General features: G+C 63.6%; 18 protein-coding genes, 3 tRNA genes and 1 pseudogene. 9 read left to right on the forward strand and 13 right to left on the reverse strand.

Features of this window, described 5'->3' with window-relative positions:
• Both ABMA46_RS19810 and ABMA46_RS19815 read right to left on the reverse strand, forming a co-directional pair.
• The coding region (locus ABMA46_RS19810) for a GTP-binding protein (protein ID WP_349001732.1) at positions 1 to 549 on the reverse strand (549 nt) is incomplete at its 3' end.
• Between the two features lie 283 nt (positions 550 to 832).
• Positions 833 to 1,087, reverse strand: coding sequence for a GlsB/YeaQ/YmgE family stress response membrane protein (locus ABMA46_RS19815; protein WP_349001733.1), 255 nt, complete (start codon positions 1,085 to 1,087; stop codon positions 833 to 835).
• 131 nt (positions 1,088 to 1,218) lie between these two features.
• Between ABMA46_RS19815 and ABMA46_RS19820 the strand changes: the two genes are divergently transcribed.
• The 4 genes and pseudogenes from ABMA46_RS19820 (at position 1,219) to ABMA46_RS19835 (ending at position 2,846) form a co-directional block, all read left to right on the forward strand.
• Positions 1,219 to 1,683: a YidB family protein gene (locus ABMA46_RS19820; protein ID WP_349001734.1), complete on the forward strand. Its 465-nt coding sequence runs from the start codon at positions 1,219 to 1,221 to the stop codon at positions 1,681 to 1,683.
• 145 nt (positions 1,684 to 1,828) lie between these two features.
• A pseudogene (gene arr / locus ABMA46_RS19825) lies at positions 1,829 to 2,209 on the forward strand (NAD(+)--rifampin ADP-ribosyltransferase); the annotation flags it as partial.
• A gap of 113 nt (positions 2,210 to 2,322) precedes the next feature.
• Positions 2,323 to 2,535, forward strand: a complete 213-nt coding sequence (locus tag ABMA46_RS19830) for a hypothetical protein (RefSeq protein ID WP_349001735.1) — start codon at positions 2,323 to 2,325, stop codon at positions 2,533 to 2,535.
• A gap of 161 nt (positions 2,536 to 2,696) precedes the next feature.
• The gene (locus ABMA46_RS19835; RefSeq protein ID WP_349001736.1) at positions 2,697 to 2,846 is read left to right on the forward strand and encodes a hypothetical protein; all 150 of its coding nucleotides are present in this window, start codon (positions 2,697 to 2,699) and stop codon (positions 2,844 to 2,846) included.
• Positions 2,847 to 3,049: 203 nt separating this feature from the next.
• Here ABMA46_RS19835 and ABMA46_RS19840 read toward each other — a convergent pair.
• The 3 genes from ABMA46_RS19840 to ABMA46_RS19850 form a co-directional block, all read right to left on the reverse strand.
• A tRNA-Gly gene (locus ABMA46_RS19840) sits at positions 3,050 to 3,123 on the reverse strand.
• Positions 3,124 to 3,198: 75 nt separating this feature from the next.
• A tRNA-Tyr gene (locus ABMA46_RS19845) sits at positions 3,199 to 3,283 on the reverse strand.
• A gap of 140 nt (positions 3,284 to 3,423) precedes the next feature.
• Positions 3,424 to 3,591, reverse strand: coding sequence for a Thivi_2564 family membrane protein (locus ABMA46_RS19850; RefSeq protein WP_349001737.1), 168 nt, complete (start codon positions 3,589 to 3,591; stop codon positions 3,424 to 3,426).
• Between the two features lie 132 nt (positions 3,592 to 3,723).
• Between ABMA46_RS19850 and ABMA46_RS19855 the strand changes: the two genes are divergently transcribed.
• Entirely contained in the window at positions 3,724 to 4,620 is an 897-nt protein-coding gene (locus ABMA46_RS19855; RefSeq protein WP_349001738.1) for a TrmH family RNA methyltransferase, read from the forward strand.
• A gap of 143 nt (positions 4,621 to 4,763) precedes the next feature.
• On the opposite strand, the gene ABMA46_RS19860 is transcribed toward ABMA46_RS19855, so the two are convergent.
• The 3 genes from ABMA46_RS19860 to gcl form a co-directional block, all read right to left on the reverse strand.
• Entirely contained in the window at positions 4,764 to 5,648 is an 885-nt protein-coding gene (locus ABMA46_RS19860) for a 2-hydroxy-3-oxopropionate reductase (protein ID WP_349001739.1), read from the reverse strand.
• Between the two features lie 55 nt (positions 5,649 to 5,703).
• On the reverse strand, positions 5,704 to 6,495 hold the full coding sequence (gene otnI, locus ABMA46_RS19865) for a 2-oxo-tetronate isomerase (protein WP_349001740.1): 792 nt from the start codon (positions 6,493 to 6,495) through the stop codon (positions 5,704 to 5,706).
• 181 nt (positions 6,496 to 6,676) lie between these two features.
• Positions 6,677 to 8,458 (reverse strand): glyoxylate carboligase, encoded by a 1,782-nt coding sequence (gene gcl / locus ABMA46_RS19870; protein ID WP_349001741.1) that lies wholly within the window; start codon positions 8,456 to 8,458, stop codon positions 6,677 to 6,679.
• Between the two features lie 205 nt (positions 8,459 to 8,663).
• On the opposite strand from gcl, the gene bhcR reads away from it, so the two are divergent.
• Positions 8,664 to 9,482 (forward strand): HTH-type transcriptional regulator BhcR, encoded by an 819-nt coding sequence (gene bhcR, locus ABMA46_RS19875; RefSeq protein ID WP_349001742.1) that lies wholly within the window; start codon positions 8,664 to 8,666, stop codon positions 9,480 to 9,482.
• A 16-nt stretch (positions 9,483 to 9,498) separates the two neighbouring features.
• Here the strand turns inward: bhcR and ABMA46_RS19880 are convergent, their stop codons facing one another.
• Entirely contained in the window at positions 9,499 to 9,666 is a 168-nt protein-coding gene (locus ABMA46_RS19880; RefSeq protein WP_349001743.1) for a hypothetical protein, read from the reverse strand.
• Positions 9,667 to 9,815: 149 nt separating this feature from the next.
• On the opposite strand from ABMA46_RS19880, the gene ABMA46_RS19885 reads away from it, so the two are divergent.
• A tRNA-Thr gene (locus tag ABMA46_RS19885) sits at positions 9,816 to 9,890 on the forward strand.
• Between the two features lie 34 nt (positions 9,891 to 9,924).
• Here the strand turns inward: ABMA46_RS19885 and ABMA46_RS19890 are convergent.
• Complete coding sequence (locus ABMA46_RS19890; protein ID WP_349001744.1) at positions 9,925 to 10,098, reverse strand: hypothetical protein; 174 nt, start codon at positions 10,096 to 10,098, stop codon at positions 9,925 to 9,927.
• 215 nt (positions 10,099 to 10,313) lie between these two features.
• Here ABMA46_RS19890 and ABMA46_RS19895 point away from each other — a divergent pair, with 215 nt between their 5' ends.
• Positions 10,314 to 11,084, forward strand: coding sequence for an NAD kinase (locus ABMA46_RS19895; protein ID WP_349001745.1), 771 nt, complete (start codon positions 10,314 to 10,316; stop codon positions 11,082 to 11,084).
• Positions 11,085 to 11,262: 178 nt separating this feature from the next.
• Positions 11,263 to 12,780 carry a DEAD/DEAH box helicase gene (locus ABMA46_RS19900; protein WP_349001746.1) on the forward strand — a complete coding sequence of 506 codons (1,518 nt, stop codon included), beginning with the start codon at positions 11,263 to 11,265 and terminating at the stop codon, positions 12,778 to 12,780.
• Between the two features lie 110 nt (positions 12,781 to 12,890).
• On the opposite strand, the gene ABMA46_RS19905 is transcribed toward ABMA46_RS19900, so the two are convergent.
• The 3 genes from ABMA46_RS19905 to ABMA46_RS19915 all read right to left on the reverse strand — a co-directional run bounded on the left by ABMA46_RS19905 (position 12,891) and on the right by ABMA46_RS19915 (position 17,518).
• Positions 12,891 to 13,538, reverse strand: coding sequence for a YiaD family glycine zipper/OmpA-like lipoprotein (locus ABMA46_RS19905; RefSeq protein ID WP_349001747.1), 648 nt, complete (start codon positions 13,536 to 13,538; stop codon positions 12,891 to 12,893).
• A 177-nt stretch (positions 13,539 to 13,715) separates the two neighbouring features.
• A protein-coding gene (gene prfB, locus ABMA46_RS19910; protein ID WP_349001748.1) for a peptide chain release factor 2 occupies positions 13,716 to 14,847 on the reverse strand; the annotation gives its coding sequence in 2 pieces (ribosomal slippage) (positions 13,716 to 14,780 and positions 14,782 to 14,847; 1,131 coding nt in all).
• Positions 14,848 to 15,076: 229 nt separating this feature from the next.
• On the reverse strand, positions 15,077 to 17,518 hold the full coding sequence (locus ABMA46_RS19915) for a penicillin-binding protein 1A (RefSeq protein ID WP_349001749.1): 2,442 nt from the start codon (positions 17,516 to 17,518) through the stop codon (positions 15,077 to 15,079).
• Positions 17,519 to 17,579 lie beyond the last annotated feature (61 nt).

A 17,579-nucleotide genomic window follows, 5' to 3' on the forward strand; every position in this document is an offset into this window, starting at 1 on the left:
CTCGCCGATCTCCTTGTTCGAATCCTCGAGAGCGGCAAGCGCCGAGCCCTTGACGATCGGAATGTCGTCGCCGGGGAACTCGTACTTCGACAGAAGCTCGCGAACCTCGAGCTCGACCAGTTCCAGAAGCTCCGGATCGTCGACCTGGTCGACCTTGTTCAAAAACACCACGATCGCCGGGACGCCGACCTGGCGGGCCAACAGGATGTGCTCGCGCGTCTGCGGCATCGGGCCGTCGGCCGCCGACACCACCAGGATCGCGCCGTCCATCTGCGCCGCACCGGTGATCATGTTCTTCACATAGTCGGCGTGGCCGGGGCAGTCGACGTGCGCATAGTGACGCGAAGGCGTCTCGTATTCCACATGCGCCGTCGAGATGGTGATGCCGCGCGCCTTCTCCTCAGGAGCCGCGTCGATCTGGTCGTACGCCTTGAACTCCCCGAAGTACTTCGTGATCGCAGCCGTCAGCGACGTCTTGCCGTGGTCAACGTGACCAATCGTGCCAATGTTCACATGAGGCTTATTACGCTCGAATTTACCTTTTGCCATAGTCTCTTTCCTTGAGGCTTTCCCTTGGACGGCGTGACCTTTTCACTCGGATGCGGGGCGCTTAGCGACAAAGGCTCTAAAACACAAGCCTCTTGTGGCCTGGGCGACCAAGGCCGCAGGCCCCATTTCGCGAAACGGCGAGCGTCGGCGGGGATGGATCCATGCCGATATAGGCGTTCGCGGCAGCCGCGCAAGGCCGCCGCTCGTGCCGTGGCACGCAACCGCGGCTAACCGATTCTCCCGCAGGTGAAGGAAGAAGCCGGTGGCGAAGAAAATCCGGAGGTTAGGCGCGCCGGCCGGTGATGGCGTGATAGGCCCACAGCACGACGATCGCGCCGATGACCGCGACGATCAGGCTGTAGATGTTGAGGCCGGTGACCCCGGAAGCGCCGAATGCGCTGAAAATCAAGCCGCCGACGATCGCGCCGACGATACCGAGCGCGATATCCATGATGATGCCCTGGCCGCTCTTGTTGACGATCTTGCTGCCCAGGAAACCGGCTATGACGCCGAGAATGATCCAACTGATAACGGACATGTCGTTCTCCATCTGCCCCCGGCGCCAATCATTTTCATATGATCGGCCCGGGCTCAAGTCAGGCTTGAAATCCGGCGTGGATGCGCCATTGTCTTCGACGGGCCGGGATGAACCTTTCTGGAGGTCTGCAAATGGGACTTTTCGACAACGCCGTGCCAGGCGGAAACATCGGCAAGCCGCTGCTCATTGCGCTCGGCGCGCTGCTCGTCGGCAAGATGCTGAGCGGCGGCGGCGATGAAAAGGCGGGGCAACCGCCCGCCCCTGCCCCGGCAGGCCAAGCTCCGGCGGACGCATCGACGGCGGACGGCGGCTTGCTGGGCGGTCTCGGAGGCCTGCTCGACCGGCTGAAGAATGCCGGACACGGCGAAGCCGCAGATTCCTGGGTGGGTGCCGGGCAGAACAAGCAGATCGACGCCGGCGCACTCGCCTCGGCGCTCGGACCCCAGGTGATCCGCGAAATAGCGCAGCGGACCGGCATGGACGAACAGGAATTGCTCAAGCAGTTGTCGGCAGCCCTGCCGGGCGTCGTCGACAAACTGACGCCGAACGGACAGGTGCCCCCGCATCACCAGGTCGCCACAGCGCTCAACACCTGAGCGATACCCAAGGGCCGGAGCGGCGTCGCTCCGGCCGCAGCGGACTTTTTTTTGCCGCCGGCGCCTCAATCGGATTTGAGAAGGCGCGCCCCGATCAAAAGGAAAGCGTGTCGATGACGATCAGCGGTCCAGGCACGCCGTCCTTTTTCATGGAACGAGGGCGCAACTGAACGAGGGCGACCTGATCGGCCCCGGCTACGCCTCCAATTACGGCAGCCGCAAAACCGCCCGCTACGTCTATTTCAGTGCGACGATGCACGCAGCCATATGGGGCGCCGAACTCGCCCAGGGCAACGGACGCGAGCGGATCTACATCGTCGAGCCGACCGGCCCTTTCGAGGACGACCCGAACCTGACGGACAGGAAGTTTCCAGGCAACCTGACGAAATCCTACCGCGCCCGCGACCCGATCCGCATCGTCGGCGAGGTGAAGGACTGGGAGCGCCACTCGGTCGAGGACCTACGGGCCATGAAGAACCGCCTTGCCGAGCTCAAACGACAGGGAATCGAGGCGATCGAGGATTAGCATCGGGCCGCAAACCGTCGTTTTCCGGCGAATATCGCCGGGAGCGCTGAATTGACGCGAAAGCAAAACCGTCGGAAATTGCCCGCCCCTTCCGCGCGCAGGATCGTGCCACCATGGCGAAATGGACCATCGAACCCTTGTCCGAGACCGGAAGCATGGAGCGCGCGCCGACCGAAGTGACGGCGAGGACCGCGCTCGCAGCCGCGAAGAAGGTTCTCAAGGAGAACCTGCACACCGACCACGCCCGCGGCGGTCGCCTGCGCGCCAGGGCGATAAGGCAGACAGAAGCCGGCGATCCACCCGAGATCGTCTATCTGTATCGGTGACAGCGCCTTGATCTGACATCCAAGGGCCCCTCCTTGGCAGGAGATCACGATGCACCTGACCTCATCGAAGCAGCCGCAATGGTCTGCGCTCTGCAGCATTTTTTGTCGCATCGCCACGACGGCTAAAAGTGGTAAACTCGATACCAGTTTGGAGTCGAGACATGGAAGAAAACCAAAACGGAAAGCCCGTGGTATTGTCGAGCGAAGCCGCCAGTGGCCGCGACAGCACGGCCAGCAGCCTGATGCCCATGCTGATCGCCGGTCTCGTTCTGATCGTCATCGGCGCGATCGTGGTAATGGAATTCGTCTGAACCGACGCGCAGATTCTTTTAAATCTGCCCTTTGGTAGAATGGCGGCCTGATGGAGTTCAAGTCGGGTTTGCCCGCCTGAGATGCCGTTTTTGCAGCCTTTGAGAGGCCGACTGTTCTGACGGACCGGCAACCGTGGAAGCGGCTCGGCGCTGATACGGCGCGTAGGGACCGATTGTTCTCAGAAGGACTTCGCCAAAAGAATTGGAGCGGGTACCGGGAATCGAACCCGGGTATTCAGCTTGGAAGGCTGCTGCTCTACCATTGAGCTACACCCGCGCCGCACTGTCATGCCACGCTGCCGATGCAAAAGCGAGGGCGTTTCGCGTGGATCGCGCGGCTCCGGTACGACAGTGGTGGAGGGGGCTGGATTCGAACCAGCGTACGCATAGCGAACGGATTTACAGTCCGTCTCCTTTAACCACTCGGACACCCCTCCGTACTGTCGCCGGAGCCATGCAACGAGGCATTTTCGCCTGCTTTCGGTTCCGCAGCGCGGCCTCGAAATCAGCGATGGGCCTTATGGCGACTGGGCGATGCGGTGTCAACCACGCCGCCCGGCTTTTCCTGCTTTCCCGGCTAGAAAACCGCGAGATATTTCAGCAGAGAAATGATGCCGATGATGATGATGACGATCTGCGCGATCTGCCGCGTGCGTCCGTCGAGCGGCAGACGTTGGACAAGGTAGAGAACCAATATGATCACCAGAAAGGTGATCAGAATGCCAATCAGAACCGAAGCGCCCAAAATGTCCTCCTGAATTTGTGTCGTTCAGGCCACCGTCGGCCCGTGAGCTGATGAGCACCCGATCGGGTGCTGCCTTGCCCGGACAAAACGGAAGACGTAGGCAAACGTTCCCTTGGCGGCTATAGAGCGCTCATGGTGGACCACAAAGACAAGCGCCGCGGAACGAAAGCTGAAGGCGGCAGCACCGGCTCGCCGAAGGATTCGCACTATGCACGCCTTCGGCGCGCGCATCGTGACGAGAAGGCCGGCGGCGCGCCGCAGCACCGCCCGCGCCCCAGGATCGAGCCAGGCGACGGCCCCGCCGACGGGCTGGTGTGGCTCTATGGCCTGCACACGGTGCGTGCCGCGCTCGACAATCCGGCGCGGAAAATCAAGAAAATGCTGGTCACGCGCAACGCCGCCGAGCGGCTGGCGATTGCCGACCTGTCCGCCCTGCCCTTTCCCGCCGAACTGGCCGAACCACGCGACATCGACAGGCTGACCGGGTCGGACGCCGTGCATCAGGGCGTGCTGATAGAGGCCGAGCCGCTGCGGCCGAAACGGCTCGACGCCCTGGGCGAAACGAATCTGTTGCTGGTGCTCGACCAGGTGACCGACCCGCACAATGTCGGGGCGATCCTGCGTTCGGCGGTCGCCTTCGGCGCCGGCGCGCTGATCACCACGGCCCGTCACAGTCCGACCGAAAGCGGTGTTCTGGCGAAATCGGCTTCCGGCGCGCTGGAACACATCGACCATATCGAGGTGCGCAACCTCGCCGAGGCGCTCGGCGAACTGCACCACGCCGGCTTCCAGACCATCGGCCTTGATTCGGAAGGGCCGGCGGAACTGGAAAAGACGTTCTCGGGAAAAAAGATCGCGCTCGTGTTGGGAGCAGAGGGCAAGGGCCTGCGCCAGAAGACGCGCGAGACAGTCAATGCGCTCGCCCGGCTCGACATGCCGGGCGCGATACGGTCGCTCAACGTCAGCAACGCAGCGGCGGTGAGTTTGTATGTGGCGGGGAAATGGCTCCGCGGCTCCCCTCCCCCTTGAGGGGAGGGTGGCAGGCCGCAGGCCTGACCGGAGGGGTCGCCGGCCGTAGAGCGTGACCTCGAAATTGACGTCGGAGCGGTTGAGGTTATCCCTCCCGGCCGCTGCGTGGCCACCCTCCCCTCAAGGGGGAGGGAAAGATGGCGCTAAGCCACCTCATGCCCCGCCATCCCCTCCAGCGCCTTGACTAGCCCTGAGTGATCGTCCTTCGCCCCCCCGTTGGCCGCGCAGGCGTTGAAAAGCTGCTGCGTTGTCGAGGTGTTGGGCAGCGCTACGCCGAGCGACCTCGCGCCCTCCAGCGCCAAGTTCAAATCCTTCTGGTGCAGTTCGATGCGGAAGCCGGGCGCGAAGGTGCGCTTGATCATGCGCTCGCCATGCACTTCGAGGATGCGCGACGAGGCCAGGCCACCCATCAGCGCCTGCCGCACCTTGGCCGGGTCGGCGCCTGCCTTGGAGGCGAACACCAGCGCCTCGGCGACGGCCTCGATGGTCAGGGCGACGACGATCTGGTTGGCGACCTTGGTAGTCTGGCCGACGCTGTTGGGGCCGACCAGCGTGATGTTCTTGCCCATCTTTTCGAACACAGGCTTGGCGCGGTCGAAAGCCTTGCCTTCGCCGCCGACCATGATGGTCAGCGAGGCCGCCTTGGCGCCGACCTCGCCGCCGGAAACCGGCGCGTCGAGGTAGTCGCAGCCGAGTTCGTTGATCTTTTTTGCAAATTCCTTGGTGGCGATCGGCGAGATCGACGACATGTCGATGACCAGCTTGCCTTTGGACAGGCCTGACGCCACGCCGTTCTCGCCGAACAGCACTTCGTCTACCTGCGGCGTGTCCGGCACCATGGTGATGACGATGTCGGCGGCCTTGGCGACAGCGTTCGAGCCGGTCACCGCCTTGAGGCCCTTGGCGACGAGGTACGCCGGCGGCTTGCCGCGATGGTCACTGGTGACGACGCTATAGCCGGCATCCAGCAGATGCCCCGCCATCGGCGCGCCCATGATGCCCAGCCCGATGAAGCCGATTGTGTCCATTGGTGTTATCCTTTCAAAATCTGACGCGGAACCCCTCCCCCTCACGGGGGAGGGATCACGCCGCAGCCTTGCCCGCGAATTCCCTGAACCAGCCCAGCCCAGCCTCGGTGCCGGCCTTCGGCTTGTATTCCGCGCCTATCCAGCCCGTGTAGCCGAGGCCGTCGATGAAGTCGTACAGGAAGGGATAGTTGATCTCGCCCGTCCCCGGCTCGTGACGGCCGGGATTGTCCGCAAGCTGGATATGCGCAATGCGGCTGAGGTTCGCCTCGATGGTCCGGGCGAGATCCCCCTCCATAATCTGCATGTGATAGATGTCGTATTGCAAATAGAGGTTCGGCGAGCCGACCTTTTCCAGGATATCGAGCCCCTGCTTCGTGTTGGTCAGGAAGAAGCCGGGAATATCGCGCGTGTTGATCGGCTCGATCAGCAGCTTGATGCCTTCCTGCCCGAGCTTTTCGGCGGCGAACTTGAGGTTCGCGACGAAGGTTTCCTCCAGCCTGGCGCGGTCGACGCCGGCCCGCGCGATGCCGGCAAGGCAGTTGACTTGGCCGCAGCCGAGCGCCTTGGCATAGGTAATGGCATTGTCGATGCCGGCGCGGAACTCGTCCACGCGGTCCGGCAGCACGGCGATGCCGCGCTCGCCGCCGGCCCAGTTGCCGGACGGCACATTGAACAGCACCTGGGTCAGCCCGTTCTTCTTCAGCCGCGCGACCACCTCGTCCGGCGTGTGGTCGTAGGGGCCGAGATATTCGACGCCCTTGAAGCCGGCGCGGGCAGCCGCGTCGAAGCGGTCCAAAAAGTCGTGCTCCTGGAAGAGCATGGAAAGATTGGCTGAAAATTTCGGCATTCTTTTTGTCTCCATATGTCCGGCAAGGACATCAATCTCAGCGTGCGTCATCCCGGCCAAGGAAGCGAAGCGACTGCGAGCCGGGATCCATTCCGTAACCTAGCCGTTGTTCCGGAATGGATCCCGGATAGCCATGCTTCGCTCCGCTTCGCACGGCTTCCGGAATGACGAGCTTTTTGCCTCAATCCAGCAGCACGATGGCCGTCGGCGCGTCCTCGTTCTTTTCGGCAAGGTCCTCGAATTCGGTGATATTGTCGATCTCGGTGCCCATGGAGATGTTGGTGACACGCTCCAAGATGAATTCGACGACGACCGGAACCTGATGCTCTTCCATCAGCCGCTTGGCCTCGGCGAGCCCTGCCGCGCAATCCTCCGGCCGGCGCACGCGCACCGCCTTGCAGCCCATCGCCTCGGCGACCGCGACATGGTCGACGCCGTAACCGACCTCGGCATGGCCGACCGTGTTGATATTCTCGAAGGCCAATGAGACCTCATAGTCCATCGAGAACCCGCGCTGCGACTGGCGGATCAGGCCGAGATAGGCGTTGTTCACGACGACGTGGATGTAGGGCAGCTTGTGCTGCGCGCCGGCGGCCAGTTCCTCGATCATGAACTGGAAGTCGTAGTCGCCCGAAAGCGCCACGATGTTGGCGTCCGGCCGTGCGGCACGCACGCCGAGCGCCGCCGGAAGCGTCCAGCCGAGCGGGCCGGCCTGGCCGCAGTTGATCCAGTTGCGCGGCTTGTAGACGTGCAGGAACTGCGCCCCGGCGATCTGGCTGAGTCCGATGGTCGAGACATAGGTGGTGTCGCGCGGAAAAGCCTTGTTCATCTCCTCGTAAACGCGCTGCGGCTTCATCGGAATCTGGTCGAAATGCGTCTTGCGCTTCATCGTCTTCTTGCGATGCGCGCATTCCTTGGCCCAGCCAGACCAGTCGCGCAGCTTGCCAGCCGTCTTCCATTCGGTGGCGACGTCGAGCAGCATCTTCAGCGCCGCGCCAGCGTCGGAAACGACACCGAGGTCCGGTGCGAAGACCCGGCCGATCTGCGTCGGCTCGATGTCGATATGGACGAACTTTTTCCCCCTGGTGTAGGTGTCGACGGAGCCGGTGTGGCGATTGGCCCAGCGGTTGCCGATACCCAGCACGAAATCCGACGCCAGCATGGTGGCGTTGCCGTAGCGGTGCGAGGTCTGCAAGCCGCACATGCCGGCCATCAGCCGGTGGTCGTCCGGGATCGTGCCCCAGCCCATCAGCGTCGGGATGACCGGGACGCCGGTGATCTCGGCGAACTCGATCAGAAGGTCGGAAGCATCCGCATTGATGATACCGCCGCCGGCGACGATCAGCGGCTTTTCGGCCGTATTGAGCATGGCCAATGCTTTCTCGGCCTGGGCGCGGGTCATCGCCGGCTTGAAGGCGGCAAGCGGCTCGTAGGCGTCGATGTCGAATTCGATCTCGGCAAGCTGCACGTCGACCGGTAGGTCGATCAGCACCGGGCCGGGACGCGAGGAGCGCATCAGGTGGAACGCCTTCTGCAACGCCATCGGCACCAGATAGGGCTCCATGACGGTCACCGCCCACTTCGTGACCGGCGCCGCGATGGCGGCGATGTCGACCGCCTGGAAATCCTCCTTGGTCAGCCGCGCGCGCGGCGCCTGTCCGGTGATGCACAGAATGGGAATGGAATCGGCGGACGCCGAGTAAAGCCCGGTGATCATGTCGGTGCCGGCCGGGCCGGACGTGCCGATGCACAGGCCGATATTGCCGGCGCTGGCGCGGGTGTAGCCCTCGGCCATATGCGAGGCGGCCTCGACATGGCGGGCGAGAACGTGGCGGATGGTACCCCTCGCCTTCAGTGCCGAGTAAAGCCCGTTGATAGCCGCACCCGGCACGCCGAAGCCGCAGGTGATGCCTTCCTTTTCGAGAACGAGAACTGCCGCATCGACGGCGCGCATCCTGGCCATGTCAGCCTCCTGCCGGTGATCCTTGATGGCGGCAATCTGCCAGCAGGCACGCTATTTTTCAATTTTTTCAAAATATTTTTTCATTATTGATTTTTTCATGTTACATTTTGATTTTCATCGGTTTTCTGTTTTTCAGTTTGCTCGACTAGGAAATTACAAAAAAATTTTTCATTGCGGCTTTTCGCGCATTCACCGACAGTAGGTCATGGACCAGGCAGAAAAACGCCAGCGTGGGCGGCCGCGCGCCTTCAATGCGCCGCAGGAAACCGCATCCGTCCAGTCGCTCGACCGTGCGCTGCGCATTCTCGCCATCGTGGCGGACAGCGCGGGCCTTTCGCTTTCCGAGATCGCCAACACGTCCGGTGTCCCCGCCCCCACCGCCTACCGTATGCTGACCACGCTGGAGGCGCACGGCATGGTCGAGTTCGACAAGACGAACCAGCTCTGGTCCGTCGGCGTCGAAACCTATCGCATGGGCTCGGCCTTCCTGCGCGGTCGCAAGCTGGTGGATCGTGCCCGCATCATCATGCAGGACCTGATGGAAAAGACCGGCGAGACGGCCAATCTCGGTGTCGCCGAAGACGATTGCGTCGTCTTCGTCAGTCAGGTCGAGACGCACCAGGCGATCCGCGCCTTCTTCCGACCGGGGACGCGCAGCCCCTTCCACGCGTCGGGCATCGGCAAGGCCGTGCTCGCCCACCTCGACGGCGACCGTGTCGCGGCGATCGCCAGGCGGACCGGACTGGAGGCCTTCACCGAAAAGACACTTGCTACCCTGCCCGCCCTTTCACACGACCTGGCCGGGATTCGTGCGCGCGGTTGGGCGATCGACGACGAGGAGCGAAACGAGGGCATGCGCTGCGTGGCGGCTGCCATCTTCAACGAGTTCGGTGAGCCGGTTGGCGGCGTGTCCGTCTCCGGCCCGACCGTGCGGGTCACGCCGGAGCGGGCCGCCGCGATCGGCCCCCAGGTGGAGGAAGCGGCCCGCCAGATCACGGCGATGATCGGCGGCAGGCGCCGCTGAAGGCGCAGGCGACGCCTCAACCCATGCCGGTGACATGGCGCAGCCAGAACGCCATGACGATAAAGGCGACGAATGCCGTGACACCGGTCCAGTCGACATCGGCCCGCCGTGCCGCCTCGATGGCCTTCATGGCCGCGAACCAGACCAGCGCGGCAAGCACAAGTACGATCAGCAAGCGGATCATGCGCACTCTCCCACCAATCATTCCATATCGTTCATATGGGGTGGAAAGCGGGCGAGTGCAGGTCGCCGTGAGCAAAGGGCGAAGCCGGCAGCCTTCCGGAGTTCTTCAGCCTCTTTACTGACGCGGCAGATGTGCTAACCGGAGACCGTGCCCTTGTAGCTCAGCGGTAGAGCAGCGGTTTTGTAAACCGAAGGTCGGGAGTTCAATCCTCTCCGGGGGCACCAGTCTTCATTGCTTTTCGCCAGTAGGCCGTTCGTCTCAATCCATCCTGGCCAGGCCCGGATTTGCACAAGGCGCGCCTGCCGCATCGTCGCAACGGCTGGACGCGGACTGGTCCGGACGCTGCGCGTCTGATTGGCGCACCAGTTCGGCAAAGCCGAGCGCGAAACCGACGACGAGGATGAAGACGATGAACAGGCGTGAAAAAGGCAAAACGGTTTCCCGACCGATTGGCCCCCGCCACCCGAGTGGTATGGACTAACATACCGGTCACGGCTTTACGACTGCTTAAGGTCGCGATTAACCCTCATCTTTTCTTTCCCCGAGAAACCGAACGGGAATCCGGCGAGGCCGCCTGTCCCTATGCAGGCGCGACCGCCCGTGCTACCTCGGCGCGGCACTGCCGCAGCACAGCGCCGCCGGAGATCATGAGCAGCACCAGCCGTCTCGCCTTCATCTCGTCCGACAGCCCCGACGCCATCGCCGCACGCGAGGCGCTGATCGGCCGCTATGGCCAGCTTCCGATGGAAGAAGCCGACGTGATCGTCGCCCTCGGCGGCGACGGATTCCTTCTTCAGACGTTGCGCGAGACCATGGGCAGCGGCCAGAAGGTCTACGGCATGAACCGCGGCACCATCGGCTTCCTGATGAACGAATACCGGGTCGGCGGGCTTGCCGAGCGCGTCGCCGCCGCGGTGTCCGAAACGATCAGGCCGCTCGAGATGGAAGCCGTGACGACCAGCGGCGAAACCGTTTTCGCGCTGGCGATCAACGAGGTGGCGCTGTGGCGCCAGTCCTACCAGACGGCCAAGATCCGGATCGCCGTGGACGACCAGATACGGCTGGAGGAACTGTCCTGCGACGGCGTCATGGTCGCCACGCCCGCCGGCTCGACGGCCTATAACCTTTCCGCGCACGGCCCCATCCTGCCGCTCGACGCGCCGCTGCTCGCGCTGACCCCGGTCAGCCCTTTCCGGCCTCGCCGTTGGCGGGGGGCGCTGCTGGCGAACAAGGCCACGGTGCGTTTCGACATTCTGGAAGCGGACAAGCGGCCGGTGAACGCGGCCGCCGATCATACCGAGGTGAAGGCCGTCGCGACCGTCACGGTGCGCGAATCGCCCGACCGCACCGCCACGCTCCTGTTCGATCCGAGCCATTCCTGGAATGAACGGATACTAGCCGAGCAATTCCGATACTGATTCGCACCGCGCATTAACGCTGGTGGTTAAGGTTAGGTTATGATTGGCAGCTTCATGACAACCCTTTAAGTTGACAAATTGCGGGGCAACGCCTATCGCGGTGCACCATATTGCAGGTGCGGGGCGCCTGCCACGGCGCTCTGCGCCGCGCTCCTCCGAAAGCGAAGACAGCCAGATTTTGTCCTCAGACACCCAGACCGCGCCAGAAGCGTTGCTTTTTTCGGACCTCGGCTTGTCGCCGAAGGTTCTGTCCGCAGTTACCGATGCCGGCTATACGCAGCCGACGCCGATCCAGGCCGGCGCGATCCCGCATGCCTTGCAGGGCAAGGACGTGCTGGGCATCGCCCAGACCGGCACCGGCAAGACGGCGGCTTTCGTTCTGCCGATGATCACCCGGCTGGAAAAGGGTCGGGCACGGGCGCGCATGCCGCGCACCCTCATCCTCGAGCCGACGCGGGAACTGGCGGCGCAGGTCGAAGAGAACTTCGTCAAATACGGCAAGAACCACAAGCTGACCGTGGCGCTGCTGATCGGCGGCGTCTCGTTCGACGAGCAGGAACGCAAGCTCGAACGCGGTGCCGACGTGCTCATCGCCACGCCCGGCCGCCTGCTTGATCATTTCGAGCGCGGCAAGCTGCTCTTGACCGGCGTGGAAATCCTCGTCATCGATGAGGCGGACCGTATGCTCGACATGGGCTTCATCCCCGACATCGAGCGCATCTGCAAGCTCATCCCCTTCACTCGTCAGACGCTGTTCTTCTCGGCTACGATGCCGCCGGAGATCACCAAGCTGACCGAGCAGTTCCTGCACGCGCCGGTGCGCGTGGAGGTGGCGAAAGCAGCAACCACCGCCTCGACGGTGACGCAACGACTGGTCAAGTCTGGTTCCAAGTCCTGGGACAAGCGCGAGACCCTGCGCAATCTGATCCGGGAAGAAGGCGACGGCATCAAGAACGCCATCATCTTCTGCAATCGCAAAGTGGAAGTGTCGGAGCTGTTCCGCTCGCTGGTCAAGCACGAATTCGACGCCGGCGCCCTGCATGGCGACATGGACCAGCGCGCGCGCATGACCATGCTGGCCAATTTCCGCGACGGCAAGCTCAAGCTGCTGGTCGCCTCCGACGTCGCAGCGCGCGGGCTCGATATCCCCGACGTCAGCCACGTCTTCAACTACGACGTGCCGATCCACGCCGAAGACTATGTCCACCGCATCGGCCGCACCGGCCGCGCCGGGCGCTCCGGCAAGTCCTTCACCATCGCCACCAGGTCCGACACCAAATATGTCGACGCCATCGAGAGGCTGATCGGCAAGGAGATCGAGTGGCTGGACGGCGATCTCTCGACCCTGTCGGCCAGTGACAGCGAGGACGAAGCGCCGCGACGCGGTCGCGGCGGCGCGAAGCGGTCCAGTCGAAAGGACGGTGAGCGCAGGGACGGGGATCGCAAGACGCGCGGCAGAACCGACGAAAAGGCCGAGAAGCCGTCGAAGCGTGAGGCGACCGACGGTGACGAGCGCCGCACCCGCAAGGCTGCGATCCGTTCCGATAACGCCGAGCGCAAGTCTGCCGACGAAGACAGGGCTCAGCGCGAGATGCGCGGCAGCCGACGCCGCCGCGATGACGAGGACGACGACAACAAGGTCGTCGGCTTCGGCGAGGACGTACCGGCGTTCATGAATATCCCCGTCAAGGCCTGACCGCTGCCGGCAAGCTTGCGGTGCCGACTTCCCGCCTGGGAAAAACCTGACCCTATATGAAAACGGCCCCTCTGAGGGGCCGTTCATTTTTCTGCCTGTGCTCGAACCGCTCAGGTCAGCGGCGAAAGCTGGATTTCCACGCGACGGTTCTGCGACCGGCCCTCGGCCGTCGCGTTCGAGGCGATCGGGCGCGACTCGCCGAAGCCGGTGACGGCGAAGCGGCGCGAATCGACGCCCTGCGCCGACAGGTAGTTGGCCACCGCCAGCGCGCGGCGCTGCGACAGGTCGAGATTATGCTGCTCGCTGCCGGTCGAGTCGGTGTGTCCGAACACGTCGACCAGCGTCTGGTTGTACTTCTTCAGCACCAGCGCGACCGAATTCAGCACCTGATAGAACTCGGGCTTCACCGTATCCTGATCGGTGGCGAAGGTGATGTCCGACGGCATGTTCAGGATGATCTGGTTGCCGTTGCGGGTGACGCTGACGCCGGTGCCCTGAAGCTGGGCCCGCAGCGCGTTTTCGTTCTGGTCCATCACGGAGCCGATGGCGCCGCCGGCCAGTGCGCCGACGCCCGCACCGATCAGCGCGTTGCGGCGGTCGTTGCCGCCGGCAAGCGTGCCGAGCGCGGCGCCTGCCAGGCCGCCGAGCACGGCGCCGCCCGCCGTATTCGAAACCTTCTGTTCGCCCGTATAGGGATCGGTGGTGCAGGCGGCGACGAGAAACGACGTCGCCATCACGGCAAGTACGGCCTTCTTCATAGGTTTCCCTCTCACATTACAGGCGCATCGATGCCGCCCGGTCGTCCTTCGGCGCGACTTGTAGCACACAATGCGGCGAAATGCGGACACGGCCGATGCCGCGATCCACGGCTTTTGCCGCATTTGTTCGTCAGCGGGCCCCGATATGCCCCTGCAAGCAACCTCGAAGTCGCCCGGTCAATCCAGGTCGGCGACCGGCTGGCCGCTGCCACCCTCGATGCGCTGGGAGAGCGACGCCTCCATGAAATCGTCGAGGTCGCCGTCGAGCACGGAGGACGGACTGGTCGATTCGACGCCGGTGCGCAGGTCCTTCACCAACTGGTATGGCTGCAGCACATAAGAGCGGATCTGGTGCCCCCAGCCGATGTCGCTCTTCGAGGCTTCCGTTGCGTTGGCGGCGGCCTCGCGCTTCTTCAGCTCTTCTTCGTAGAGACGCGAGCGCAGCATTTCCCATGCCTTGGCCCGGTTCTTGTGCTGGGAGCGCTCCGCCTGGCAGGCGACCGCGATGCCGGTGGCCAGATGGGTGATGCGCACCGCCGAGTCCGTCGTGTTGACATGCTGGCCGCCCGACCCGGACGAGCGATACGTATCGATGCGAACATCGGATTCCGACACATCGATCTCGATCGAATCGTCGATCACCGGATAGACCCAGGCCGAAGCGAAGGAGGTGTGGCGCCGCGCGTTGGAATCGTAGGGCGAGATGCGCACCAGCCGGTGGACGCCCGATTCCGTCTTGAGCCAGCCATAGGCGTTGTGGCCCTTTATCAGCACCGTGGCCGACTTGATGCCGGCTTCCTCGCCGTCGTGGATTTCCAGCACCTCGACCTTGAAGCCGCGGCGCTCGGCCCAGCGCGTATACATGCGCAGCAGCATGTTCGCCCAGTCCTGGCTCTCGGTGCCGCCGGCGCCGGCGTGGATTTCGAGATAGGTGTCGTTGGCGTCGGCCTCACCCGACAGCATGGTCTCGATCTGGCGCGCCCTCACCTCGCCCTTCATGGAGCGCAGCGCCGCCTCGGCTTCCTCGACGATGGAAGCGTCGTCTTCTTCCTCGCCGAGCTCGATCAGCCCGATATTGTCGTCCAGCGCCTGCGTCAGCCCCTTGACCGCGCCGATGCCGTCTTCGAGACCCTGGCGCTCGCGCATCAGCTTCTGCGCTTCTGCCGGATCGTTCCACAGCGCCGAATCCTCGGCGCGCGCGTTCAGGTATTCAAGCCGCTTGAGAGCCTGATCCCAGTCAAAGATGCCTCCTCAGCAGGGTAATCGCCTGCCTGATCTCGTCGATGATGTTCTGCGTTTCCGCGCGCACGATGCTGTTCCGATGCAAGAGGTTGATTGGTCGGCGCGATACATAGGCAGCGCACCGGAGCGTGTAAAGCGAAATGGATCGGAGAGGCGTCGGCCAACCGGCTACCGCGTCATCCCGAAAATCAAAGCCATTCTCACGCAGATCGTCATTCCGAGGCCGCGCAGCGGAGCCCGGAATGACGTAAGTAGAAGCACTCAACCCGCCCTCACGGCCGGGATGACGAAAGGCGTCAATAAAGTCCGCCGCCGCCGCCCTGGATGGCCTGCGCCGCCCCGGGAGACAGCGCCGCGCCGGGGCCGTTAGAGCCGTCGTCGCCCATGCCGATCACCCAGTAGCTGTCGGCCGGACCGGTGCCGGGCTTGAACGCCTCGATGAACGCGCCCGGGTCGCCCGGATTGGCCCTCATGCCCGTCTTGCGGTTGATGGCGATGAGCTTCATACCTTCCGGCACCTTGAAGTCGATCTTGGGCTGGCCGACAAGGTAGGTCTTCATGAAGTTCTTGAAGATCGGCGCGGCGAGGCCGCCGCCGGTGGCGCCGTGGCCGAGGCCGCGCGGCTGATCGTAGCCCATGTAGAGGCCCACCACGATGTTGGGCGTGAAGCCGATGAACCAGGCGTCCTTCTCGTCGTTGGTGGTGCCGGTCTTGCCGGCGATCGGATAGCCGAGCTGCGAGACCGTCACCGCCGTACCACGCTGGACGACGCCCTCCATCATGGAGGTGATCTGGTAGGCGGTCATAGGGTCGAGCACCTGCTCGGAATTGTCGATCAGCTCGGGTTCGGGCTGGTTGTGCCATTCGGTGGCGTTGCAGCCCTCGCAGGTCCGCTCGTCCTGCTTGAACACTGTCTTGCCGTAGCGGTCCTGGATGCGATCGATGAGCGAAGGTTTGATCGACTTGCCGCCGTTGGCCATGATCGAATAGGCGGTGACCATGCGCATGACGGTCGTCTCGCCGGCGCCCAGCGCCATCGGCAGATAGGGCGCCAGATGATCGTAGACGCCGAAGCGCTCGGCATATTCCACCACCAGCTTCATGCCCATGTCGTTGGCGAGGCGCACCGTCATCAGGTTGCGCGAGCGCTCGATGCCGGAACGCAGGGTGGCGGGGCCGGCGGTGCGCCCGTCATAGTTCTTCGGCGTCCAGGTCGTGTTGCCGGTCTGGATGGTGATCGGTCCGTCCATGATGACGGAGGCCGGCGTGTAGCCGTTGTCGAGCGCGGCCGAATAGACGATCGGCTTGAACGAAGAGCCGGGCTGGCGCATCGCCTGGGTGGCACGATTGAACTGGGATTCGGCATAGGAGAAGCCACCGACCATGGCGAGCACGCGACCCGTATGCGGGTCCATCACCACCATGCCGCCTTCGACCTCCGGCACCTGGCGCAGCATGTAGCCGTCGCCATCGTCCTTCTTCTGCACGTAGATGACGTCGCCGGGCTTGAGGACATCGGCAGGAGATTTCGCCTTCAGCGTCTTGCCGTCCTTCTTGTAGCGCATCGCCCAGCTCATGTCGTCCTTGGCGACGGTCGCCTGGGCACGCTCCTTGTCGAGCGCGCCGGACACCTCGTGCTTGGGCTGCAAGCCGACAGTGAGGCCCGATTTGTCGCTTTCCAGCACGACGGCGAGCGTCCATTCGGGCACGTCGCCGAGGTCCTTGATCTCACCGAGAGGGACGCCCCAGTCGCCCGAGACGTCGATGGTCTTCACCGGGCCGCGGTAGCCGCGCAGCGTGTCATATTTGATGAGGCCGTTCTGCATGGTCTTGCGGGCCAGCCGCTGCAGGCGCGGGTCGAGCGTGGTGCGCACCGAAAGGCCGCCTTCGTACAACGCGTTCTCGCCGTAGCGCGCGATGATCTGACGGCGCACTTCCTCGGTGAAATACTCGCCGGCGAACAGGTAGTTGCCGTTGCGCCGAGGCGTCACGCCGAGCGGCTCGGCCTTGGCCTTGTCGCCCTCTTCCCTCGTCACGTAGCCATTCTCGACCATCTGGTCGATCACCCAGTTGCGCCGTTCGATCGCCCGCTTGGTGTGTTTGAAGGGATGGTAGTTCGAAGGTCCCTTCGGCAGGGCAGCCAGATAGGCCGCCTCAGCCACCGTCAATTCGTTGACCGACTTGTCGAAATAGGTCAGCGCGGCACCGGCCACGCCGTAGGCGCCCAGTCCGAAATAGATTTCGTTGAGATAGAGTTCGAGGATACGGTCCTTCGGGTAGGCCTGTTCGATGCGGAACGACAGGATCGCTTCCTTGATCTTGCGGTCGATGGTCTGCTCGTTGGTCAGCAGGAAGTTCTTCGCCACCTGCTGGGTGATGGTCGAGCCGCCCTGCATCGGGCCGCCCGTCGCGTACCGCAGCGCAGCGCGTGCGATGCCCTGGATGTCGATGCCCGGATGGCTGTAGAAATTCTTGTCCTCGGCCGACAGGAAGGCGGCCTTGATGCGGTCGGGGATCGCCTGAATCGGCAGATAAAGACGGCGCTCATGGGCATATTCGGCCATCAGCGATCCGTCGTCGGCGTGAATGCGCGTCGTCACCGGAGGCTCGTACTTGGCGAGCACCTCGTAATCGGGCAGGTCCTTGGCGAGATGGCCGACATAAACGGCGACGCCCGCCGCGACCAGAAGCGCCAGCGTCGTTCCGATGCCGAAGAAATAACCGATGAGACGAATCATGCCCGCTCCAGTCCGGGGTTCGGCTCTGTCCTAAACCAGACAGCGCAAGGCGCAAGATGTC

This window comes from Mesorhizobium hunchu (genome assembly GCF_040081975.1).
Lineage (GTDB): Bacteria > Pseudomonadota > Alphaproteobacteria > Rhizobiales > Rhizobiaceae > Mesorhizobium > Mesorhizobium hunchu.